Source organism: Bacteroidales bacterium, assembly GCA_014860575.1.
In the GTDB taxonomy this organism is placed as follows: domain Bacteria; phylum Bacteroidota; class Bacteroidia; order Bacteroidales; family JAAYJT01; genus JAAYJT01.
In genome coordinates, this window is the sequence record JACZJK010000021.1 from 74,989 (window position 1) to 98,673 (window position 23,685).

Sequence of the window (23,685 nt, forward strand, 5' to 3'; positions counted from 1 at the left end):
ATCATTCGTTTTTATAATTCACTATTCTAAATTCTGTTCTGCGGTTATTTGCTCTGCCCTCTGGGGTTGAGTTAGTATCCACCGGACTTTTGTCGCCCATGCCCGTATATGAAATCCGGTTTTCTTCAATGTTTTTATCAACCAGGTAATTAAATACCGCTCTGGCCCTATTATTTGAAAGTTCAAGATTGTAGTTAACGGTGCCGGTATTGTCAGTATGTCCAAGAATTTCGAGTCCAATTCCGGGATTTTCATTTAAAAGATCTACAAGTAAATTGAGTTCAGCCAATGACGAACTTTCAAGCTCATAGGAATTATGTGCAAAGAAAACATTTTTTAGGATAACTGTCTGACCCAACTCAACGGGTTTTAAGAAAATATCCAAAATAACAGGCTCAACGATGCCAGTTACTGTGTCAAGTGGGAAATGATGTGAGTAAAACAGGTATCCTTTGCGGTTCACATTAAGGGCATAGCTTTTACCGGTTGGCAATACAAGCAAGAACTCTCCATTGCTGGCATCAGATATTGATTGAATATACAGGCGGCTGGTTTCCAAATCAATCAAGTCAATGTTTGCATCAAGTGGCTTTAATGATGTGCTACTGCGTACAATACCTTTAAAATAAGAAACCTGCAATGGCTTTATGTTTTCATGCAATTCAAACTTATAGATGTCATAACCCCCCTTTCCCTGTGGCAGGCTGCTTGAAATATAGCCATGCATTCCCTGAGGATCAATGATAATATTGATTTCATCTGAAGTGGTATTGATGGGATATCCAAGGTTCATCGGTTCTGACCACGACAAAGTCGGTTGAAGGCGACTGATAAACAAGTCGGCTCCACCCAGCCCGGGATGACCTTTTGAAGAAAAATACAGGGTTTGGCCATCAGCATGAATATACGGTGACATTTCATCTTCAGCAGTGTTAATTACATCGCCCAGGTTTTCCGGCCTGCTCCAGGTTCCATCGGTTTGCAACACACTCTTCCAGATATCCGAACCGCCAAAACCACCTGGGCGGCTGCTTGCGAAATACAACGTTCGCCCATCCGATGACAGTGAAGGTTGTGATTCCCAGGACGAACTGTTTATTATTGGCCCCAGATTCTGAGGTTCTGACCATAAATCACCCTGTCGTTTACTATAGTAAAGATCGCAACTTCCGAAACCATCAGGCTGATGGCAGGAAGTAAAGAAGATGAATTTATTATCGTATGAGAGAGCAAGAGCACCTTCGCTGACCGAGTTTGCTGTGATAAACCGCAAGGGTTTGGCTTTTTGCCAGTTATAATTTTCAAGTTGAGAAACATAAAATTCTTCCCTGAACTGTTTGAGTGATCTGGGTTCCTGATTTGGAGTTCTGACAGTAAAAATCAAACTTTGCCCATCGGCAGATATTGCGTTTACGTATTCATCATTTTCGGTGTTGATATTGTGGCAAAGATTCACCGGTTCAAAAAGTACCGGCCTGCTTTTCAGTTCAAGAGCTTGCTCCGCCAATTCGATGCGTTTCTGCACAAGCAATTTCTCATCAGCGGACAATCTAAAGCCAGCATAGTATTTGAAACTGCTGAGCGCTTTGTCGTATTGACTCGTGTTGTAATAAAGGTTTCCAAGAATATAATTCGCTGGAGGAAAGTGGCTGGGATTTAAGTTAATGGCTTTTTCGTAGTATGTAATCGCTGAGGACTGATCTTTCATCTCCAACGAAATGTCACCTGCCAGCAGGTATGCCTCAATAAATTTATTGTCAGAACGCAACGCCTTTGATACACTGATTAGCGCCTGGCAGAAATCACGTTTTGTGTAAGAGTCTATGGCATTTTGATATGAACGGGCTGCTTTGCGGGAGGATGTCAACCGCTTCACTTCCTGCGGATGAACGTCAAAAGCGAATGCTGACAAAATACCGAAAATGAGGAGGATTTTTTTGATGCACATTTCCCTGCGAGTAAAATTGATGTGCACAAGATACAACAATTCAGGTTTCACAAGCTATGGAATTTCCATATACTTATGGCTTTGTAAAGAAATCATCCACCTGGGATTGTTTTTAACGTACTCGATTGTAATCGGCAGCGATTTGCTTTTCAGGCTCCACTCGGGCTGCAGATAAAGCAAAGTGGATGCAGGCACCTGACTGGCCAGTTCTTCGGCAAAGCTGAAATATGTTTCATCAAGTACAACTACTTTAAGTTCGCTGGCATTTTGAAAGAGTTCTGGTTGGACCGGGATGTCTTTTTTGGGTGAGAGGCAAATCCAGTCCCATTCACCGCTCAGCTTATCCGAACCTGAGGTTTCAAGAAAAAGCCTGACACCTTGTTCGCGAAAAGTTTTGCATAAGAGATCAAGGTTATACATCAGGGGTTCCCCGCCAGTTACTACAACAGCCCGTGAGGGGTATACCATTGTCCGTTCCAGAAGTTCATCAATACTGCGTAAAGGAAACATGGCTTCAAACCACGATGCTTTCACATCGCACCAATGACAGGCATTATCGCAACCTCCAATGCGAATGAAATAGGCCGGTTTGCCGGTATGATGTCCTTCGCCCTGGATGGTGTAAAAATCCTCCATCACCGGAAGCCATTCACCCGAAATCACCCTTGGATCGTCTTTTATTTGCATAATTAATTAATTGTGGATTCAAAATTCAAGATTTAAGATTCGTAAATCTACAAATGACAGCAATTTTGAATTTGAAATTTTGGGATTTGGGTTTTTAGCTTTAGATTTTGGACTTTGTACTTTGGTTTTGGGTCTTGGGGCTTGAGACTTGAGACTTGGGGCTTGGGCCTTATTTATAAATTTCCTTTTTAGCCGCTTTGAGCGTGTTTTGAAGCAAGCCTACAATTGTCATTGGTCCGACCCCACCCGGAACCGGAGTAATGAAGGATGTCTTGCTGGCAACTTCATCAAATTTTACATCGCCAACCAGGTGATAATCTCCTTTGTCATTGTCTTCGATCCGGTGAATGCCGACGTCAATTACAACAGCGCCTTGTTTGACCATTCCTGCTGTTATAAACTCTGGTTTGCCGATTGCGGCTATAAGGATATCAGCCTGACTGGTTATTGATGGAAGATCTTTGGTTTGGCTATGACAAAGTGTTACTGTACAGTTTCCCGGTTTATCCTTTCGGGAAAGCAGCAGACTCATTGGTGTACCTACTATTTGGCTCCGACCAACTATAACACAATGTTTTCCTTCGGTTTCAATTTTGTAGTGCTCGAGCAATTGCAAGATTCCAAAGGGTGTAGCAGGCAGGTAGGAGGGAAGGTTCTGAACCAGACGGCCTGTATTAAGCGGGTGAAAGCCATCTACATCTTTGGCGGGATCAATCCGTTGAATTACTTTCGAGGAAGAAATATGCACAGGCAGGGGTAGCTGAACGATGAAACCATCAACATCTTCATCTGCATTCAGGAAATCAATAACTTCCAGCAATTCTTTTTCACTTATGGTTTCGGGATAGCGATACACCGATGAAGTGATTCCAACACTTGCCGCTGCTTTTTCTTTGCTTCTGACATAAGTCATACTTGCCGGGTCCTCACCAACAATAACGGCAGCAAGGTGCGGCGCCCTGATCTCATCGTCAATCATTTTGGCTACAACTGCTGCAATCTCTTCTTTTTTCTTTTTGGCTACCGCCTTCCCATCAATTATTTTCATAGTTTATATTTTATTCCCTTTCAGAATCCTTTCATGTAAAAGTTAGCAGTTGGCAGTTAGCAGTTGGCAAAAACCCCGTACTGTATCACTCCATCACTCCATTACTCCACCACTCCAATCAACCATTTCACCACTCCAACCAATTAACCAATTAACCAATCACCACCCCCTACCTTCGCCTTCCCTTTTGCTGCTGCATCATCTTCATCATATTCCGGGCGCCTTCACCTGCAACAGCTTTCATCATTTTGCGCGTATCTTCAAACTGCTTCACCAATCGGTTCACCTCCTGTATATCATTTCCACTTCCAATGGCAATCCTTTTACGACGGCTTCCATTCAGAACCGCAGGATCACTCCTTTCCTGCGGTGTCATGGATTGTATGATGGCTTCAATTCCTTTGAATGCATCATCACCAACATCAAGATCTTTTACTGCTTTACCCATTCCGGGAATCATAGCCATTAAATCTTTCACATTGCCCATCTTCTTGATCTGCCTGATTTGCGAAAGGAAATCATCAAAATTAAATTGATTTTTAGCCAGTTTTTTTTGCAGTGAGCGGGCCTGATCTACATCAAACTGTTCCTGTGCGCGTTCAACAAGCGATACTATATCACCCATGCCAAGGATACGGTCAGCCATACGTGAAGGGTGGAAAACATCAATGGCATCAAGCTTTTCGCCAATGCCAACAAACTTGATGGGTTTGTCCACAATTGACTTAATTGAAAGAGCTGCGCCACCACGTGTGTCACCGTCAAGTTTGGTAAGAACCACCCCATCGAAATCGAGAAGGTCGTTAAAAGCTTTTGCTGTATTTACGGCATCCTGACCGGTCATCGCATCCACAACGAAGAGAATTTCATGCGGGTTCAGTGCCTCTTTCAGGGCTGCGATTTCACGCATCATTTCGTCGTCAATGGCGAGGCGGCCGGCGGTATCGACAATCACAACCTGATGGCCCATCGTGCGTGCATGGGCAATGGCTTTCTTTGCTATTTTTACAGGTTCGCGGTTATCTTCTTCTGTGAAAACCTCAACGTTGATCTGGCCTCCAAGAACTTTTAATTGTTCAATGGCAGCCGGTCGGTAAACATCGCAAGCTACAAGCAATGGTTTTTTGCCACGTTTTGACTTGATATGACTGGCAAGCTTGGCTGAGAGTGTCGTTTTTCCAGAACCTTGTAGCCCGGCAATCAGGATTACCGATGGGTTTCCTTTCAGATTAATGTCAGTGCTTTCACCGCCCATCAACTCCGCAAGTTCATCATGCACAATTTTTACCATCAACTGCCCCGGCGAAACAGCTTTGAGCACGTTCTGCCCCATGGCTTTTTCTTTCACCGTATCAGTAAACTGCTTGGCGATCTTAAAACTAACATCGGCATCAAGCAGTGCACGGCGCACATCTTTTAACGATTCGGCAACATTGATCTCCGTTATATATCCCTGGCCTTTGATGATCTTGAAGGCAGATTCCAGTCTTTCGCTTAGGTTTTCAAACATAATCAGTAAAAAAATTAGATCGGCAAAATTAAGGATTAATCCTGAATGGGCATGATAAAGCAAAAGCCGCTTGACAGAATGTGAGCATCATCAGCATACTCCCTGTGCCATGAATGTATTATTTGCAACTTTCCTCTCGAAATATTGTCGGTGCGCTGCACATTAGAATCTCAAAATGATCGGATCGTGTGGCTTATAACAGATTTCAGAAAAATCATTAAGTTTACCGTCCTGTTTTACAACAAAAAAATAAAAATATGCGTCCTGATCCAACACCAGCATGGCGTTCGAAAATGTATGATGTAATTTTTGAAGCCGATACTTTTGAAGGCAAACTATTTGATGTGATTCTCCTGATAGCAATTGCCGGGAGTATTATCATTGTTTTGCTTGAAAGCGTTAAGGGAGTCCGTATCAGAATTGGCGAAACTTTAAGAGTGATTGAATGGACTTTCACTTTCCTCTTTTCCCTTGAATATATACTTCGCATCATTGTTGTAAGAAGACCACGGGAATACATTTTCAGCTTTTACGGTATTGTTGATTTTGTTGCCATAATCCCGACTTATCTCGCGTTCATATTTGTTGGAGCTCAATCACTGTTGATTTTTCGTGCTTTACGTTTACTCAGAATTTTCAGGGTGTTTAAAATGGGAAGGTATGTTAGTGAGGCCAAAGCGCTTGCTATGGCCCTTCAGGCCAGTATAAGAAAAATCCTTGTTTTCTTTGCAACTGTGTTGGTGTTGGTTCTGATCCTTGGCTCAATTATGTACCTGGTTGAAGGCGAAGATCATGGATTCAGCAGCATACCCATGGGCATCTATTGGGCTATTGTAACGCTGACAACAGTTGGTTTTGGCGACATCGTTCCACTTACTGTTGCCGGAAAACTGATAGCAAATTTTACAATGCTGCTTGGTTATGCCATCATAGCCATTCCGACCGGGATTGTAACAGTAGAAATGGCCAGAACCCGTACCATTAAGGTTTCGCGAAAAGTTTGTGATAATTGTGCCACAGCTGGACATGATATCAATGCCAAATACTGTAAACATTGCGGAGAAGAGTTGTAAGTTCTTCCAATAAGCTCTGGTTATTGTTATTCGATCCATATTCTCAGGCTTGGCAAATAACCCTTTTGCTTTGGGAAATACTACCTTTGCAGGCTGTTGAATACAATCCTGATTTCAATGACAACAACAAATCAAACCCCGGAACTCCCGCATTTATCAGATATCATCAAAGCCCAGTCTGTTTTAAAAGGCGTAGTGAAGAAAACACCGCTGGAGCCCAGTAAGTCTTTTTCAGCCATGTCGGGTGCAAAGGTTTTTATGAAGCTTGAGAATCTGCAATCCACAGGTTCTTTTAAGGTTCGCGGAGCATATAACAGGATCAGCAGCCTTTCAAGTGAGGAACTCAAAAATGGTGTAGTATGTGCATCAGCCGGCAATCATGCGCAGGGCGTCGCATATGCAGCAACAAAACTGAAAGTGAAAAGCACTGTTTTTATGCCCGTTTTCACTCCACCGTTGAAGGTTATTGCTACCAAAGCTTATGGTGCGGAAGTTATACTAACAGGTGATAATTTTGACGATGCGCTCGCCGCTGCAATGCAACACCGCCAGAAAAGCGGAGCTCATTTTATTCATCCTTTTGATGACCCATTTATCATAGCAGGACAGGGTACTATTGGCCTGGAGATATTCGATCAATTGGAAACAGTTCAGGATGTTCTTGTTCCTATTGGTGGTGGTGGGCTTATAGCTGGCATTGCCATTGCACTTAAGAATCTAAATCCAGAAATTCGTATTATTGGGGTGGAAGCAGAAGGTTCACAATCAATGAAGCTTTCGATTGAGAACAATCAGGTTACGTCCTTGAAATCCGTTCACACCATTGCTGATGGTATTGCTGTTAAAACACCTGGTCATCTGAATTTCAAGGCAGTAAAAGAATTGGTAGATGAGATCGTGATTGTAAATGATGCCGAAATTGCCCGGACAACTTATCTTTTATTGCAGCGGGCGAAGATTCTTGCTGAACCGGCAGGTGTTGCTGCAATGGCAGCGGTGCTGTATAAAAAAGCAAAAATAGAAAAGCGAATCGTTGTGCCTGTTATCTGTGGAGGTAATATCAACATGGGATTGCTTCAGCAGGTGCTGGAAAAAGGGATGATGGATGAAGGTTTGCGCGCAAGAATTCAGGTTTTGATCCCAGACCAGGCAGGTGAGCTTAAATCCATTGTTTCGATCCTGGAAAAGGTCAGGGCCAATATTTTCGATATTTCTCATGAACGATCCATCACTTCTGTTCCAGTCGGTTTTGTGATGGTAACAATAACATTCAACCTACAAGATATTAATCAACTGGATACAATAAAAGAGTTGCTGGATTCCAGGCATATGAAGTACAAAGTTCTCAAATAAAAAAAGCGGCCCTTGCGGGCCGCTCTTCCCAAATAACCATCCTAAGCAACTTATCTTGAGATGATCAGTTTTTCAATATAGTTCATGTTGTCCGCTTCCACCTTGAGGAAATAAATCCCTTTTGGCACATAGCTGACATCAATTCTATAGTTGTTGATTGAGTATTGAAACCCTAGATCTGTAGCATTGATAGTCTTACCAAGTAAATCGAGCATCTCAATTTTAACATTACCTGGGTTATTCAAATTCATATTTAAAGTTACGAACTCACCGGCAGGATTCGGGAAAAATGTCAGTGCTTCGCTTCCTGAAATTTCTTCCACGCCTAATGGATCAGAAATTGGTAGAGCGATTAAATCTCCACCATTGGCCAGGGCTACATATAATCCAAAGGAGGGGCCATTGCTATTCTGACCCGGTGTTAAGAAGCCTGAAGCCAATACTGTTAAAGCCTCACCGCTAAGTCCCAGACCTGCGAGTGGTGTATAATATGAGGCTACTGTTACAGTGCCTGTTTCATCTCTGACATCAATTGTGTAGTTGTTTACAGGTAGCTCAAGGTAACCAGCAAAGTCGCCATAAGAGAAGGTGAAGAGTTCACCTGCGCCAACGCCAGTTTCCCAGATGCTAACGGTTGGGGCATCGGTTGAGCCGTGGAATACGAGCACGTCAGTATTCGAAGCCGAAGTTGATGTTTCGCGACCCATATCATACACGTAAAGGTTGAATGGTTGGTCAGGGCTGTAACCGCTTGCGGAAACAATACCATTGGCTACTACAACGTAAGTTTCTCCATCTGCAAAGGTCACATCAGCTTCAAATACATTGGGAGTTGGACTTGTGCTACCGGGGCCGGTGATAGAGATCGTAATAGCAGTCTCGGCAGGAACATCAACAAAAGGAGTGGCAGTGCGGAATTCAAAGTTCTCAAGAAGTTTAACATCATTTGCCCACACATCAACCACTGCTGCGGCAGCATCGGCTGAGTTGTGAATTACTTGCAAGCGAGCACTTGGACCTGTGTACAAAGGCAACTCAATTAGTTCGCCACCATCAGCTAAGGCAACAAACAACCCAAATGCAGCGCCATTACTATTCTGACCGGGGTTCAGGAAGCCTGAGGCTACAACTGATAATGCTGCACCATCAAGACCTAAGGCAGCCAATGGAGCCTGGTAAGCTGCTACGGTTACAGTTCCGGTTTCATCCCTTACTTCGATAATATAGTTGTCAGTTGGAAGTTCAAGATAGCCGGCAAAATCGCCATAAGAGAATGTAAAAAGTTCACCAGCACCAACGCCGGTTTCCCAAACGCTTACTGTGGGTGCATCGGTTGAGCCGTGGAAAGCCAATACATCGGTGTTGGAACCTGAAGTTGCTTCTTCGCGGCCCATTGCATTCACATAAATGTCGAAAGGTTCTGCCGGGTCATAACCGGAGGCACTCACGATTCCGTTAGCGACTAAAATATAGGTCTCATCGGCTTCAAGGGTGTAGTTTTGGGACCAGATGGGATTTTCGGGGCTGGTGCTTCCGGGCGCCTGAATGGCGATGGTGAACTCTTCACCGGCTGGTGCATCTATAAAAGGTGTAGCTGTCCTGAATGCAAAGTTCTCGATCAGCTTGGTGTCGTTCAACCAAACATCAACCACTGCTGCGGCTAGATCGGCTGAATTGTGAATTACTTGCACACGAGCGATAGAAGTATTACCAATCGAAGGTAACTCAATCAAATCACCACCCTCGGCTAGAGCAACCCAAAGACCAAATGCAGGGCCATTGCTGTTGTTGGCCGGATTCAGAAATCCTGAAGCAATGATTGTCGCTGCATCACCTGATGATAGAAAACTTCCCAGCGAAGCTTCAAATGTTGCTAATGTATTGGTACCAGATTCATCTCTTACTTCTAAAAGGTAATAACCATTAATGATAGATAAATAATCAGCAAACTCGCTGTAGGAAATGTTATTAACCAGTTGAATTGGATTTGTTTGCCAGGTGTCATAAATGTCAACCGTAGGTGCATCTGTTGCTCCATGGTGAATTAAAACATCAACAAAATACTCATAAATACCTTCCTCGCGACCCATATCATAAACTGCTATGTCAAAAGGAATTGAAGGATTATATCCTGAAGGACTTACTATACCTTCAGCCACCAGAATATAGGTTTTACCGGCGGCAAGGGTGTAGTTTTGCGACCAAATAGGATTTTCGGGACTTGTGCTGCCAGGACCCTGAATGGCAATTGTAAACTCAACGTCGGCGGGTGCATCTATAAAAGGAGTAGCTGTTCTGAATGCAAAGTTCTCAATCAGCTTGGTGTCGTTCAACCATACATCAACCACTGCAGCGGCGGCATCGGCTGAGTTGTGGATAACCTGCAAACGTGCAGTTGGCTGAGTATATGCAGGAAGTTCAACCAGATCGCCACCAGCGGCAAGAGCAACAAATAAGCCAAAAGCAGGGCCGTTGCTGTTGTTTGCAGGATTAAGAAATCCTGATGCAATAACTGAAAGCGCTTGCGCTTCAAGGCCTAAAGCTGCCAAAGGAGCCTGGTAAGCTGCTACGGTTACTGTCCCGGTTTCGTCGCGCACTTCAATAATGTAATTATCAGTTGGGAGTTCAAGGTAACCGGCAAAACCGCCATAGGAGAAAGTAAAGAGTTCGCCAGCGCCAACGCCGGTTTCCCATACGCTTACAGTTGGGGCATCAGTTGATCCATGGAAAGCAAGTACATCGGTATTGGACATTGAGGCTGCTTCTTCACGGCCCATATCATACACGTAAAGGTTGAATGGCTGGTCAGGGCTGTAACCGCTTGCGGAAACAATGCCATTGGCTACTACTACGTAAGTTTCTCCATCTGCAAAGGTCACATCAGCTTCAAATACATTGGGAGTTGAACTTGTGCTTCCGGGACCGGTAATAGAGATCGTAATAGCAGATTCGGCAGGAACATCAATAAAAGGAGTAGCAGTGCGGAATTCAAAGTTCTCAAGAAGTTTAACATCATTTGCCCATACGTCAACAACGGCTGCGGCAGCATCGGCTGAGTTGTGAATAACCTGCAAACGTGCTGTTGGCTGAGTATATGCAGGGAGTTCAACAAGATCGCCACCAGCGGCCAATGCTACAAATAAACTAAAAGCAGGGCCGTTGCTGTTGTTTGCAGGATTAAGAAATCCTGAAGCAATAACTGAAAGCGCTTGCTCTTCAAGGCCTAAAGCTGCCAAAGGAGCCTGGTAAGAAGCTACGGTCACTGTTCCGGTTTCGTCGCGCACTTCAATAATGTAATTATCTGTTGGGAGCTCAAGGTAACCGGCAAAAGCGCCATAGGAGAAAGTGAAGAGTTCACCAGCGCCAACACCAGTTTCCCAAACGCTTACCGTCGGGGCATCAGTTGATCCGTGGAAAGCAAGTACATCGGTGTTTCCCATTGAGTTAGCTTCCTCACGGCCCATATCATAAACATACAGATTAAATGCCTGGTCAGGACTGTAACCGCTTGCGGAAACAATGCCATTGGCTACTACTACGTAAGTTTCTCCATCGGCAAAGGTTACATCAGCTTCAAACACGCTGGGTGTGGGGCTGGTGCTGCCGGGGCCGGTAATAGAGATCGTAATAGCAGTTTCGGCAGGAACATCAATAAAAGGTGTAGCTTTGCGGAACTCAAAGTTTTCAATCAATTTTACTTCATTTGCCCATACGTCAACAACGGCTGCTGCTGCATCGGCCGAGTTGTGGATCACCTGCAAACGTGCAGTTGGCGGGGTATATACAGGAAGTTCAACCAGTTCGCCACCAGCGGAAAGTGCAACAAATAAGCCAAAAGCAGGGCCGTTACTGTTATTTGCAGGATTAAGAAATCCTGAAGCAATAACTGAAAGCGCTTGTCCTTCAAGACCTAAAGCTGCCAGAGGAGCCTGGTATGCGGCTACGGTCACTGTTCCGGTTTCGTCGCGAACTTCAATAATGTAATTATCTGTTGGGAGTTCAAGGTAACCAGCAAAATCGCCATAGGAGAATGTAAAAAGTTCACCAGCGCCAACACCAGTTTCCCAAACGCTTACCGTCGGGGCATCAGTTGATCCGTGGAAAGCAAGTACATCGGTGTTTAAGGCAAAAGCAGCAAATCGTTTTCCCATATCATAAACATATAGGTTAAAAGGTTCAACAGTTGAGTATCCGGATTGTGAAACAATACCATTTGCAACCACAACATAGGTTTCACCACTTTCAAAAGTTACATCAGCCTGAAAAACATTTGGTTCAGGACTAACACTGCCCGGGCCTGTGATCGAAATAGTCACAGGTACATTTCCGGGAACATCAACAAAAGGTGTGGATGTGCGAAATTCAAAGTTTTCAATTAATTTAACATCATCTGCCCATACATCAACTACCGAGGCAACTGCATCAGCAGAGTTATGTATGATCTGTACTTTTGCGGATGTGTAAACCGGCAATGGGATTAATTCTCCGCCAGTAGATAAAGCTACATACAGTCCAAATAAAGGCCCGTTGTTGTTAGACCCGGGCGATAGAAATCCTGAAGCCAGCACGGTTAACGATTGACCGGCTAACCCTAGCGTTGATAAAGGAGCTGAATATGAGGCTACTGTCACAGTACCTGTCTGATCCCTAACTTCGAGTATGTAGTCATTTACTGGCAAATTATAATAGCCGGCAAAGTCTCCATATTCAAAATTCCCTGCAAGCATGCCATAATTCTGCCCGGTTTCATAAATGCTTACTGTTGGTGCGTCAGTTGAACCGTGAAATGCCAGCACATCGGTGTTTGTAGCGATGGCTGAGGCTTCACGTGCCATTGGATATACGCTTAATCCAAAAGGAATTGCCGGGTTATAGCCGGTGGATGAAACAATTCCGCTTGCTACAACAACATAGGTTTCGTTGGCAGCGAAGGTAACATCTGCATTAAACGCGGCTGGTGATGCGCTTGTGCTTCCCGCAGCCGTTATTGCAATTGCCAGGTTAACTCCGGCAGGAACATCAACAAAAGGTGTTGCTGTGCGAAAACCGAAGTCTGAGATAAATTTTGAGTCGTTAACCCAAACATCAACCATTGATGCAGCAGCATCGGCTGAGTTGTGAATAATCTGAACACGCGCAGTTCCTTGCGCGTAGGTTGCTGACGAGAACAATAGCATTAGCGTCAGCATTGAGCTTAAAATAATTCTGGTAGTTTTCATTGTCATTTAGGATTGGTTAATTTTTCGATTAATTTTGAAGTTGCTTAGATGACTGTAACGGTACTTAAACTGCAGATTTGATTATTTGTTCAACTATTAAGCTTTATAAGTTAAACATTTAACATTTTATTAACATTATTCTGACGAAGGAATTTACAAGAATGATCAAAATTAAATTTTGTAACAATTTGAATAATAGATAATAGATCCTACATGTTTAATCTTGTTATAGTTTTTCCAGGCTTTATTTTTTGTTTCATAATAGTTAAACAGTTCAAGATTTTAATACCCTTAGTTTTGCACGAATTATTTTTTCACAAGAAAAAAATAGCCTAGCTCAATGATTCCCGGCTTATCAACCTTCATGCTCATTTTCCGATCCTTACGGCATCGGAATTACAGGCTGTTCTTTGCCGGTCAGAGTATTTCGCTGATGGGAACCTGGATTCAGAATATAGCACTGGGATGGCTGGTGTATCGCCTGACCGGTTCTGCAATATATTTGGGTGTGATTGCATTTGCCGGACAAATTCCTTCTTTGTTCATCACGCCATTGGCCGGAGTTTATGCCGATCGCTTCAACAGAAGAATCACGCTGTTGATTACACAATCACTTGCCATGCTTACTTCCATTGCGCTGGCCATCATGGTTCTCACCGGCATAGCAGAAATTTGGGTGCTGATGGTTATGGCTGTAATTGCGGGCGTCATCAATGCTTTTGATACTCCTTTCCGTCATGCCTTTGTGCTTGAACTGGTTGTTGCGCGTGAGGATCTATCAAATGCAATAGCCCTAAACAGTTCCTTATATAATACCGCGCGTTTTATCGGCCCGCTGATTGGTGGTTTGTTAATCAGCCTGGTAGGGGAGGGTTGGTGTTTTATGATCAATGGGATTAGTTTTTCGGCGGCCATTATCAGTCTGCTGATAATTAAGGTGCTGAAGTTTGAACCAGCTAAACAAACCGGGAGCTTGTTCAGGCAGCTAAAAGACGGACTGAGCTATTCATGGGATTATAAACCTGCCCGGCATCTGCTTTTGTTGATTGCAGTTTGCGGTTTTGTCGGGCTTCCTTTCCAGGCTTTGATGCCGGCATTTGCCAGCGATGTGTTAAACGGTGGAGCGGCTTTGTTGGGAACCCTGACCGGTTCGTTGGGTGCTGGAGCGTTGACAGGTGCACTTTATCTTGCTTCAAGGCAGCGCATGAATGCCCTTCCAATAAATATATTTATTGCATCCTTGATGTTTGCTGCGGCGCTGGCATTATTTTCACAATCGCAGGTGATTCTACTTTCAATGATTGCTCTATATATCACCGGCTTTGGCATGATTGTCATGTTCAACGCCACCAATGCCCTCTTGCAGGCCATCTCAGATGAGGACAAACGCGGAAGGGTTATTTCGCTTTATAGTCTGACATTTATGGGCATGACTCCGTTGGGAAACCTTCTGGCAGGTTTCATAGCAGAATACAGCAGTGTGGCCCAAACCGTTTTGATTGCTTCAGCAATATGTCTGATCACCGGACTTTTACTCAGGCAGAAGATTACGAGGATAAGGGAATTGGTGTAGCAAATTCTTTAGTAACTAACTGCCATAACCGAAATTTCGGAATTGTATCAGAAAAGAACTTAACAAAAAAAGGCTGCTATTGAGCAACCTTTTTCTTGTAGCGAGGATGGGAGTTGAACCCATGACCTTCGGGTTATGAATCCGACGCTCTAACCGCCTGAGCTACCTCGCCGCTTAACGGGTCGCAAAATTAAAAAAATATTCTATTCAGCACCCTTAAATGCTGAAATCTTATTCCCAGCTTCGCTTTTCAGTATATATTACACCTCTTTTATATTGCTCATCCAGCATAAACTTAACACAATCAGGTCGGCGGCCTATGAACTCCGGTACATGCACACCATGAGTGTTGTACAGCCCCGAAGCAATCAATCTCAATGCAGCTGTTGCGGCATAACCTGTTGTGCGCGCCATACTGTGAACCCTGGTTTTACGATTGTATTCGTCGCAGAGTTCCCATTCAATCACAGTTTTCACTCCGTCAACCTCTCCGCGTGCAATGATCTTCATTACCGTCAAATCCTCTTCGCCTTCGTTCAGTTTCCATTCTTTAAAAAGTAGTTTTGAGGTAAAATCCAGCGGACTGATTTTCTTTTTGCCAATATCAATCTTCGTGGTACTAAGAAATCCTGCGTGGCTCAGCACTCTCATCAATTCTGCATGCCCACGGTATCGCATCGTTTTTTCAGCCATTTCAGGAACATCAAGTGTATTGACCAGCGAGCGCAAACCATCACTGTTAAAGGCTTCGAGGGTTCCCACTACGGGCATTTCCATTAATTCGGGTTCGGAAAGTGCCGGCATGATCACAATCTTTCCATTGCGAACCAAACGCGCCGGGCGGGTGTATTCTTCAAGCACATCGGCAGGTGAGAAAACTGCTTTGTATTCCCAGGGCCAGGTTCGAACCTTTGGCAAGCCACCCACGTAAATTTCCAACTTCTCGTAGCGATCAAATATATGGCCGGCGTAACCAGCCAGCAAGTTGCTCATACCGGGCGCTACTCCCATATCGCTGATGATGCAAACCTGCTTTTCTTTGGCTAGCTGATCGAGGATCATCACATCTTCGGGCATAAATGCGATATCAACTGTATCAACTCCGGCTACGATTGCCGCTTCCAGGGCTTTGAATCCGAGGTAGCCTGGAACTGCATTTACTGCATAATCAGCGCCAGCAAGAAGACTGAAGATTGTTTGCTGATCCGAAAGGTCGGCAAGAACAGTCTTGATTCCTGCCTGTTTTTCAAGTTTGTTTAACGAAAATGGATTGATATCCACGGCGGTGACTTCAAAATCACCAGCCAAATCCAACGCAATAGGATTTCCGACAAGGCCTGAGCCCAATACAACTACTTTCTTCATTTAGATTTCTTTTCTTTAGTAAACGTAATATAGCGGTATGCTGACACTATACTCATTTTCCGCTTATACTGCGACAAAGCCACACCAGCCAACACCATAAATATTCCAGCCAGTTTGGGCGCATCAAACTTTTCACCGATAAAAAAAAATGAAAAAATGGCTGTAAACACTGGAATTATATTGGTGAAAATATTTGCGCGGCTGATTCCAAGCTGCTTGGTTGTGATTGTATAAAACACAAACGCAAGCGAACTGGCGAAAAAGGCAAGTAAGAGCAGAGAGCTTATAAGTCGCTGATCAGGAACTACTGTCAAAAATTTCTTAAAATCCATTAACAGGAACAACGGTAAAAAATACCAGATGCCGATAAAATTTTGTGTGAACACTATCGTCAGGGCTGAGTAGTAGGTAGTTAATTTCTTCAGTAGAACAGAATATCCGACAGCCACTGCAATGGCGAGGGCCAGAAAACCAACACCCGCCGGCGATGCTGCCATGCTCATGTCGGGCTTGATCAGCATGATAAGTACACCGAAAAATGAGATGATCATACCGGCAATAGTCGCTTTGCCCAATTTTTCCTTTAAAACATATATGCCTGCGATGGGTGTAAACAATGGGATGGTGGAAATAATCACTGAACTGATGGCTGGCGACGTAAGCTTTAGCCCGAAGTTTTCCCCGATAAAATAGAGGAATGGGTTTAACAGTGATGAAAGCAGCAATAGCTTATAGTGCTCTTTCCTGATTTTCTCGTTTTTCTTCCATAGTTTAATAATGATCCACAAAATGGTGGTTGAGATTATCAGACGTAGGAAAACCGTGGTGATGGGATCGTAATATTCAAAAACAATGGTTGACCAAATAAATGACATGCCCCAGAACAGCATGGCCAGCAAAGCAAGCAGATAAACAAACCAGGGTTGCGAATTCACGAATTAATGAATGATTTCTAAGGCGGCAAAGATATTCAATTAAATTTGGAAGTTGGAAGGCTGAAGTCCGAAGTCGGAAGCCGGAAGACCCAAGTTTGAAGACAGAAAACCGAAAACTGAATACCAATTACCGAATACCGAATACCGAGTATGCTCAAACAGCCCTAACAAGGCATATATTTTACTATTTTCTAAAAAATATCTACCAATTCTGTAACATTGTAAAAACTGCTTCGTCATTAAAACAAAATTACAGCGCCAGTGGAAACGCAAACCATTAACATCCATCATGAGCTGATCAAAGCCTGCCTGAAACGATCGGATGATCCGGCCGGGAAAGCAGAAAAACGAAAAGCGCAATACGAACTGTATAAATTATATTATAAAGCCATGTACAACACTGCCCTGCGCATAGTCAACAACACCGGAGAAGCGGAAGACATCATGCAGAATTCATTTCTGGATGCTTTTAGCAAGCTGGAAACCTGGCATGGAACAGGCACTTTTGGTTCGTGGCTTAAGCGGATTGTAGTAAATAATGCTGTGGATGCCATAAGGCAGCAACGTGAATTCAGACTTCTAACGGATGATGAACTGGAAATTCCGGACTTCGGTACAAATGATTCTTATGACGACATTGAAGCCAGGGTAGAAGAAGTTAAAAATGCCATGAAACAATTGAGTCATGAAGACCGCATCATCTTGTCGCTTTTCCTTCTCGAAGGCTATGACCACGAAGAAATTTCGGGCATACTCGAAATCTCATACAATGCTACCCGCACCCGTTATTCACGTGCCCGTCAAAGACTCTGCAATATTTTAAAAATGCAGCAGGCGCACAAGTTCAATTATAATTAATACGGAGGAAGACAGATGAAAAACTTAGAAGACAATATCCGTACAAACCATCATCTCTTTGATGATGCCGAGCCCATGGAAGGCCATTTCGAAAGGTTCGCACAAAAACTTGACAAACAGGCTAATAAAAAGCCGGTTGTTCTTCGCTTCAGCTTTATTTGGAGGGCAGCTGCTGCTGTGTTGATCCTGGTTGCGGTTTCAGTTTTATACAATCAAATCAATGATCTGAACCTGATCAAGACAACACAAAGCCAGGAGTTGCCGACTGAACTTATGGAAGCTACAAATTATTATGCAAATCTGAACCGTGAAAAAATCAGCCAGCTCGATGCAATATCAGCTGAGGATCCTGAAATCAAAGAAGTGGTTAGCATTGCTTTGCAGGAAATGGAAGCCGTTGACAGCAGCTCGGAAGAACTCAAGGAAAAGTATATCGAAACCAAAGATGACCGCGTAATTGATGCCATTATCACAAACTACAGGGTTTTGGGCGATTTACTCGATCATATTATTCAAAAAGTAAATGAATCTCGTTAATCAATTTAAAACAAATTTTCAACGCCATGAAAACAACAAAAACAATCAGTTCACTCATCCTGACAGCCATCTTACTACTATCTGCATTTGTTGGCTTCGCACAGGAAGCATCCAAAACAATCAATAAAAGCTTTATGGTAAATAAGGATGCGACACTGTCCGTAGATAACCGCTTCGGGAAAATCCATTGCAATGTGTGGGATAAAAATGAAATTGCCATTGAGGTGGAGATCACTGCCATTGCTCCAAATCAGAAAATGGCAGAACAAATGGTAGCAAATGTGAATGTTGACATCAACGGCAACGCCAGCAAGGTGACTGCTGTCACATCAATGCAGGACAAAACTTCGACCAACGGGAAAACCTCAATAAATATTGATTATACCATCAATATACCGCGAACGCTCAATCTGCAGTTATCAAACAAATTTGGTGATATTTACCTCGATGAGAATACCAGGTCAAGCCAGATTCTTCTTGAATACGGCAACTTGCAGGTTAATAATCTTGCCGGCGAAAATCATCAGCTCACCATGAAGTTCAGCAAAGGAAGATTGGGCAAGGCCGAAAACCTCAACCTGGATATGGGCTATTCTGAGCTGACTTGTAATGAAATCACTGACCTTGTGATTGATTCAAAATTTTCGACATTTGAAATAGAAAATGTTGGCAGCATCCGTCATGATTCACAATATGACACCAATCGTTTTGGTGATTCTGAATCATTTACTTCAGTAGCGAAGTTCAGTACGATCAACATCGGGTCCGTAAGCGATTTGCTTGACCTTGATGTGCGTTATGGTGGGGCTACCGTGAAAGAAATAGGCCCGAAGTTCAGCTATGTAGTTGTCAATAACAGCTTTGGCAATGTTGATCTTCGGTTCGATCCTGAAATCAGCTTTATGCTTGATGCTGAAAGTAGTTTTGGGGAAGTTTCATTTCCGCGCAGTTCTGATGTTGTTGTGGAGGAAGTTTCTTTTACCGGCAAAACCTACAAAGGCACTGTTGGCAAGCAAGGCAAATCAAGCCGAAAGGTTACCATCACAACCCGCAATGGTGATGTGAACCTAAAACTGAAATAACAAATAAAAAATCCTTCTATTTTGTTGTCAGCCTGGTATCCTGCAAGATGCCAGGCTGTCTGCTTTTACTATTGATAATTTTGTTAGGTTTAAATTTCGTTTTACTAACATATTAGGGAAAGTTCTGTAATTTGATTGTCTATTAATTTTTATCCTGAAGCCATTTTATATTGCACAGCAATTAAATCTTGATTAATTTTGTCAATCAATGTAAAAGAATATAAGTACCCGATTACTGGTATAAGTTTAATTAATAGCACCGGCCTATGATACTGAGGAAATTATCACCACCACCGGCCTGGCGAATCCCGGTTATCATTGCACTTGGAATATTTTTCGGGATTGCATTTTTGGCTGTGCATGTTTCACGAGCGCCTTCGTATTTGTCGAACAAACCCGAAACCTGCATCAATTGCCATGTTATGTATCCGCAATATGCTTCGTGGTCGCATAGCAGCCATCGTGAGGCGGCCACTTGTAGCGATTGCCACGTTCCGCACGACAATATTTTCAGAACCTATTATTTTAAAGCCAGCGATGGCGCAAGGCATGCGACAATCTTTACCGCCCGTCTGGAACCGCATGTGATCCAGATCAAGAATGCCGGAAAAAACGTGGTTCAGGAAAACTGCATCCGTTGTCATCAGGATCTGGTTGAAATGACCCAATTAGTTGAAGTAACAGGCCGTTCGGCAAGAAAGGGCGAAGGAAAAGTTTGCTGGGATTGCCACCGCGAAGTGCCGCACGGAACAGTAAAAAGCCTCGCAGCAGCGCCTCATGCATTGGTCCCACGACTGCCTTCAGTTTTCCCCGATTGGCTTGAAAAATACCTGAAAAGAACAGAATGAACGGCACTTCGTCAAGGTTAGTTTCAGTAACCCGGAACCTGGAACCCGGAACGAAAAGCAGCAGCAGAAAGCAGTAGGCAAAACCTTGAACCTTGAACTTTAAACTTTGAACAAGAAACCGCAACCCGCAACAAGTAAACACCAACAATAAAATCCTTCAACCATGGCAAGCATCAAAGAATTATCAGCGAAAAAACCCTGGCTCAACTGGGTGATTTTTGTGGCAACCATCGTGGTTGTTTTCCTGCTCGGACTTTTAGCTTCCTCCATCGTGGAGCGCCGCAGTGAATCACAGTTGTACTTCCAGATGACAAGTGAAATTCCTGAATGGGAACCCAGAAACGAAGTCTGGGGTCAGAACTTTCCACGCCAATACCAATCCTATGTGAAAACTGCCGATACCAGTTTCAGAAGTAAGCATGGCGGTTCTGCCAAAATAGATTACCTCGAAAAATATCCTGAGCTGGTTGTTATGTGGGCGGGCTATGCATTTGCACGGGATTACGATCAGGGACGTGGCCACTATTATGCTGTAACGAACATTCAGAAAACCTTACGAACCGTTCAGCCACAGCCGGCTACCTGCTGGACCTGTAAGAGCACGGATGTGCCGCGCATGATGAACGAGATCGGCGTAGCTGAATTTTATAAATCAACCTGGGCTGAAATGGGTTCTGAAATTGTTAATCATATTGGTTGCCAGGATTGTCACGATCCCAAAACAATGAACCTGCGTATTACCCGTCCGGCCTTGGCTGAAGCATTTGAACGCCAGGGTAAAAATATTGAAGAGGCAACCCATCAGGAAATGCGATCCCTTGTTTGTGCACAATGCCATGTTGAGTATTATTTTAAGGGCGAAGGAAAATACTTAACATTTCCCTGGGATAATGGTTTTAGTGCCGAAGACATGGAAAGCTACTATGATTCCTATGATTTTACTGACTGGACTCACGCCCTCAGCCGCGCTCCCATGCTCAAAGCACAGCATCCGGATTATGAATTATACATGACCGGAGTGCATGCCGATCGTGGCGTTTCATGTGCCGATTGCCATATGCCCTATAAACGCGAAGGTGGTTTGAAATTTACTGACCATCACATAGGAAGTCCGCTAAATAATATTTCAGGCTCCTGCCAGGTGTGCCATCGGGAAAGTGAAGCCAAGCTGCTTGAAAACGTTTATGATCGCCAGGCCAAGGTTTCTGAACTACGCAGGATCACAGAAAAAAACCTTGCAAGGGTTCACATAGAGGCAAAAATTGCATGGGATAATGGCGCTACTGAACAGGAAATGGCTCCCGTGCTCACTTTAATCCGTCATGCGCAATGGCGCTGGGATTGGGTAGCGGCTTCCAATGCAATGGGTTTTCACTCACCTGCAGAATGCCTGAGGGTACTTGGAACTTCTATTCAGAAATCAAATGAAGCCCGAATCCTTCTGACGGAAATTCTTGTAAAGCGCGGCGTTGAAGTGCCTGTGCAACTGCCTGATATCAGTACAAAGGAAAAAGCACAGCAATTTGTTGGTTTACCAATGGAAGAAATTCGTAACCAGAAAAACGACTTTTTGCAAAATACACTTCCTGAATGGCTGAAGCAGGCCGCAGAACGTGAAAGTAAAATGGGAATTCTTTAAGACTATGTCGTTTAAATAAAGTGAAAGGCTATTTTTGCATTTTTCCAAAAATAGCCTTTATGCTTTGTATACTAAGAACCGAGACCAATCCTTATTTTAACATCGCTGCCGAGGAATACGTTCTTCGCGAATTTACCCAGGATTGTTTCATGCTGTGGCAAAACGCGCCTTCAGTCATCGTTGGCAAACACCAGAACACCCTGGCCGAAATTAATTACGATTACATTACTAAGAACCGGGTGAAAGTGGTAAGACGCATCAGTGGCGGGGGAACTGTTTTCCATGATCTGGGAAACATCAACTTCAGTTTCGTCATGAATGGTGAACCCGGTCAACTGGTTGATTTCCGAAAATTTACCCAGCCCATTCTGGATGTGTTGGCTGCACTCGGAATTGAAGCGAAGTTCGAAGGCCGCAACGATTTAACCATTGATGGGAAAAAGTTTTCCGGCAATGCCGAGCATGTTTTTAAGAACCGCGTACTTCATCACGGCACATTATTGTACGACGCCAAAATTGCCGATCTCACCAGTGCTTTGAACGTTGATCCTGATAAGTTTCACGATAAAGCCATCAAATCGGTTCGCAGCCGGGTTACAAACATAAGTGAGCATTTGCGCGAACCACTACCCATTCAGGATTTTATCTACCTCGTAATGAAGCACGTTACCGGCATATATCCGGAAGCGCGTTTGTATGAGTTTTCTGATAAGGATCGCAAAGGCATCCTTGAATTGGTTCGAACCAAATATGCAACCTGGAATTGGAATTTTGGATACTCCCCGCAATATAATTTTAAAAGATCAATCCGAACCCCTGGCGGAAAAGTGGAGTTTAACTTCGATGTACAGAATGGGATCATAAAACAAGCTGCCATTTACGGCGACTTTTTCAGCCATGCAAGCATACAGGAACTTGAACAGGCGCTCACAGGCATCCCTCATCGGGAAGATGAAGTACTTCAGGCGCTTGCTAAATTTGAGATCGGAAAGTACTTTAAAAACATTTCAATCGAAGAATTGATTCCGGCGCTGTTTTAACACCTCGAGTCATTAGCGTTACCAGTGAACATTTAGCATGGGGCGCTGTTATTGAAGCAAAAATTTAGTAACAATCCCCATGAAAGAAGCTCAGAAAATTTTCGACCGGCTTTGGAGCGATTATACCGCCCAAAACCCCGAAGCAAAAAAAGTTTATGACCTGTTTGTTTCCGGAGGCGAAGAAGTGCTGAACGACCATATTGCCTTTCGCACTTTTGACGATCCCAAAGTAAACATTGATGTTTTTGCCCGTCCGTTTATTGAAGCTGGTTACGAATACCGCCAATCTTATAAATTTGAGCAAAAGCGTCTGAACGCGAAACATTACGAACACAAGACCTTCCGCAATGCACCACGGGTGTTTATCAGCGAGCTGATTACAAGCGATTTTTCACCTTTCCTGCAAAATACAGTTAAAGAAATTCTGTCGAAAGTCACGCCTGAATTATCCAAATCGGATGAGTTGGTTTTTGCCGAAAATGTCTGGGGACAGCCTTCCTACGAGGTTTACGAGAAACTGCGTGAAGAATCGGAATACGCAGCCTGGGTGTATGTGTATGGCTTCCGTGCGAACCATTTCACTGTTAGCATCAACGGCCTGAAGAAATACAACACGATTGAAAAAGTCAATCAGTTCCTGAAAGATAGCGGTTTTCTGCTCAACGATTCAGGCGGTGAGATAAAGGGTACGCCCGCCGAATTACTCGAACAAAGCAGCACCAAAGCCGGATTTTTACCAGTTGATTTTGTGGAAGGCAGGTATGAGATCCCATCATGTTATTATGAATTCGCCCGCCGATATCCCGATACCGATGGCAGGTTGTATTCCGGGTTCATCGCCAAATCGGCCGATAAGATTTTTGAAAGCACCGATTTTTATAAAAAATAATTATTGCAAAACGCAGAGGCGTAATGCATTGCGTCTCTGCGTGCAATGCAGCGCGTCTGCCAGGCCAAATCAATACAATCA

General features: G+C 43.7%; 17 protein-coding genes and 1 tRNA gene. 10 read left to right on the forward strand and 8 right to left on the reverse strand.

Features of this window, described 5'->3' with window-relative positions; translation table 11 throughout:
* Position 1: 1 nt before the first annotated feature.
* From IH597_06045 to ffh, 4 genes are all read right to left on the reverse strand, one after another.
* Entirely contained in the window at positions 2-1,948 is a 1,947-nt protein-coding gene (locus tag IH597_06045) for a PD40 domain-containing protein (GenBank protein MBE0662012.1), read from the reverse strand.
* 54 nt (positions 1,949-2,002) lie between these two features.
* Complete coding sequence (locus IH597_06050; GenBank protein MBE0662013.1) at positions 2,003-2,635, reverse strand: 7-carboxy-7-deazaguanine synthase QueE; 633 nt, start codon at positions 2,633-2,635, stop codon at positions 2,003-2,005.
* 169 nt (positions 2,636-2,804) lie between these two features.
* The gene (gene folD, locus IH597_06055) at positions 2,805-3,683 is read right to left on the reverse strand and encodes a bifunctional methylenetetrahydrofolate dehydrogenase/methenyltetrahydrofolate cyclohydrolase FolD (protein ID MBE0662014.1); all 879 of its coding nucleotides are present in this window, start codon (positions 3,681-3,683) and stop codon (positions 2,805-2,807) included.
* Between the two features lie 169 nt (positions 3,684-3,852).
* Complete coding sequence (ffh, locus tag IH597_06060) at positions 3,853-5,193, reverse strand: signal recognition particle protein (GenBank protein MBE0662015.1); 1,341 nt, start codon at positions 5,191-5,193, stop codon at positions 3,853-3,855.
* Between the two features lie 257 nt (positions 5,194-5,450).
* Between ffh and IH597_06065 the strand changes: the two genes are divergently transcribed.
* Both IH597_06065 and IH597_06070 read left to right on the forward strand, forming a co-directional pair.
* The gene (locus tag IH597_06065; protein MBE0662016.1) at positions 5,451-6,266 is read left to right on the forward strand and encodes an ion transporter; all 816 of its coding nucleotides are present in this window, start codon (positions 5,451-5,453) and stop codon (positions 6,264-6,266) included.
* A gap of 117 nt (positions 6,267-6,383) precedes the next feature.
* On the forward strand, positions 6,384-7,619 hold the full coding sequence (locus IH597_06070; GenBank protein ID MBE0662017.1) for a threonine ammonia-lyase: 1,236 nt from the start codon (positions 6,384-6,386) through the stop codon (positions 7,617-7,619).
* A 50-nt stretch (positions 7,620-7,669) separates the two neighbouring features.
* On the opposite strand, the gene IH597_06075 is transcribed toward IH597_06070, so the two are convergent.
* The gene (locus IH597_06075) at positions 7,670-12,838 is read right to left on the reverse strand and encodes a DUF4397 domain-containing protein (protein MBE0662018.1); all 5,169 of its coding nucleotides are present in this window, start codon (positions 12,836-12,838) and stop codon (positions 7,670-7,672) included.
* A 340-nt stretch (positions 12,839-13,178) separates the two neighbouring features.
* Between IH597_06075 and IH597_06080 the strand changes: the two genes are divergently transcribed.
* Positions 13,179-14,411 carry an MFS transporter gene (locus tag IH597_06080; GenBank protein MBE0662019.1) on the forward strand — a complete coding sequence of 411 codons (1,233 nt, stop codon included), beginning with the start codon at positions 13,179-13,181 and terminating at the stop codon, positions 14,409-14,411.
* 98 nt (positions 14,412-14,509) lie between these two features.
* Here the strand turns inward: IH597_06080 and IH597_06085 are convergent.
* The 3 genes from IH597_06085 to IH597_06095 form a co-directional block, all read right to left on the reverse strand.
* A tRNA-Met gene (locus IH597_06085) sits at positions 14,510-14,583 on the reverse strand.
* Positions 14,584-14,642: 59 nt separating this feature from the next.
* Entirely contained in the window at positions 14,643-15,776 is a 1,134-nt protein-coding gene (locus IH597_06090; protein MBE0662020.1) for a saccharopine dehydrogenase NADP-binding domain-containing protein, read from the reverse strand.
* Positions 15,773-16,711 (reverse strand): DMT family transporter, encoded by a 939-nt coding sequence (locus IH597_06095; protein MBE0662021.1) that lies wholly within the window; start codon positions 16,709-16,711, stop codon positions 15,773-15,775. The genes IH597_06090 and IH597_06095 overlap by 4 nt, the downstream gene beginning before the upstream one ends.
* Before the next feature lie 390 nt (positions 16,712-17,101).
* Here IH597_06095 and IH597_06100 point away from each other — a divergent pair, with 390 nt between their 5' ends.
* The 7 genes from IH597_06100 to IH597_06130 all read left to right on the forward strand — a co-directional run bounded on the left by IH597_06100 (position 17,102) and on the right by IH597_06130 (position 23,604).
* The gene (locus IH597_06100; GenBank protein MBE0662022.1) at positions 17,102-17,569 is read left to right on the forward strand and encodes a sigma-70 family RNA polymerase sigma factor; all 468 of its coding nucleotides are present in this window, start codon (positions 17,102-17,104) and stop codon (positions 17,567-17,569) included.
* A gap of 15 nt (positions 17,570-17,584) precedes the next feature.
* Positions 17,585-18,106: a hypothetical protein gene (locus IH597_06105; protein MBE0662023.1), complete on the forward strand. Its 522-nt coding sequence runs from the start codon at positions 17,585-17,587 to the stop codon at positions 18,104-18,106.
* 26 nt (positions 18,107-18,132) lie between these two features.
* Entirely contained in the window at positions 18,133-19,188 is a 1,056-nt protein-coding gene (locus IH597_06110) for a DUF4097 family beta strand repeat protein (GenBank protein ID MBE0662024.1), read from the forward strand.
* Between the two features lie 266 nt (positions 19,189-19,454).
* Positions 19,455-20,036 carry a cytochrome c nitrite reductase small subunit gene (gene nrfH / locus IH597_06115; protein ID MBE0662025.1) on the forward strand — a complete coding sequence of 194 codons (582 nt, stop codon included), beginning with the start codon at positions 19,455-19,457 and terminating at the stop codon, positions 20,034-20,036.
* 163 nt (positions 20,037-20,199) lie between these two features.
* Complete coding sequence (nrfA, locus tag IH597_06120) at positions 20,200-21,675, forward strand: ammonia-forming cytochrome c nitrite reductase (GenBank protein MBE0662026.1); 1,476 nt, start codon at positions 20,200-20,202, stop codon at positions 21,673-21,675.
* Between the two features lie 59 nt (positions 21,676-21,734).
* Entirely contained in the window at positions 21,735-22,715 is a 981-nt protein-coding gene (locus tag IH597_06125) for a lipoate--protein ligase (protein MBE0662027.1), read from the forward strand.
* Positions 22,716-22,794: 79 nt separating this feature from the next.
* The gene (locus IH597_06130) at positions 22,795-23,604 is read left to right on the forward strand and encodes a DUF1338 domain-containing protein (GenBank protein MBE0662028.1); all 810 of its coding nucleotides are present in this window, start codon (positions 22,795-22,797) and stop codon (positions 23,602-23,604) included.
* Positions 23,605-23,685: the final 81 nt, after the last annotated feature.

Excerpts from the sequence above, each read along its gene's own strand:
- IH597_06045 (MBE0662012.1), bottom strand. The coding sequence starts at position 1,948 with ATGTGCATCAAAAAAATCCTCCTCATTTTCGGTATTTTGTCAGCATTC.
- IH597_06050 (MBE0662013.1), bottom strand. The coding sequence starts at position 2,635 with ATGCAAATAAAAGACGATCCAAGGGTGATTTCGGGTGAATGGCTTCCG.
- folD (MBE0662014.1), bottom strand. The coding sequence starts at position 3,683 with ATGAAAATAATTGATGGGAAGGCGGTAGCCAAAAAGAAAAAAGAAGAG.
- ffh (MBE0662015.1), bottom strand. The coding sequence starts at position 5,193 with ATGTTTGAAAACCTAAGCGAAAGACTGGAATCTGCCTTCAAGATCATC.
- IH597_06065 (MBE0662016.1), top strand. The coding sequence starts at position 5,451 with ATGCGTCCTGATCCAACACCAGCATGGCGTTCGAAAATGTATGATGTA.
- IH597_06070 (MBE0662017.1), top strand. The coding sequence starts at position 6,384 with ATGACAACAACAAATCAAACCCCGGAACTCCCGCATTTATCAGATATC.
- IH597_06075 (MBE0662018.1), bottom strand. The coding sequence starts at position 12,838 with ATGAAAACTACCAGAATTATTTTAAGCTCAATGCTGACGCTAATGCTA.
- IH597_06080 (MBE0662019.1), top strand. The coding sequence starts at position 13,179 with ATGATTCCCGGCTTATCAACCTTCATGCTCATTTTCCGATCCTTACGG.
- IH597_06090 (MBE0662020.1), bottom strand. The coding sequence starts at position 15,776 with ATGAAGAAAGTAGTTGTATTGGGCTCAGGCCTTGTCGGAAATCCTATT.
- IH597_06100 (MBE0662022.1), top strand. The coding sequence starts at position 17,102 with ATGTACAACACTGCCCTGCGCATAGTCAACAACACCGGAGAAGCGGAA.
- IH597_06105 (MBE0662023.1), top strand. The coding sequence starts at position 17,585 with ATGAAAAACTTAGAAGACAATATCCGTACAAACCATCATCTCTTTGAT.
- IH597_06110 (MBE0662024.1), top strand. The coding sequence starts at position 18,133 with ATGAAAACAACAAAAACAATCAGTTCACTCATCCTGACAGCCATCTTA.
- nrfH (MBE0662025.1), top strand. The coding sequence starts at position 19,455 with ATGATACTGAGGAAATTATCACCACCACCGGCCTGGCGAATCCCGGTT.
- nrfA (MBE0662026.1), top strand. The coding sequence starts at position 20,200 with ATGGCAAGCATCAAAGAATTATCAGCGAAAAAACCCTGGCTCAACTGG.
- IH597_06125 (MBE0662027.1), top strand. The coding sequence starts at position 21,735 with ATGCTTTGTATACTAAGAACCGAGACCAATCCTTATTTTAACATCGCT.
- IH597_06130 (MBE0662028.1), top strand. The coding sequence starts at position 22,795 with ATGAAAGAAGCTCAGAAAATTTTCGACCGGCTTTGGAGCGATTATACC.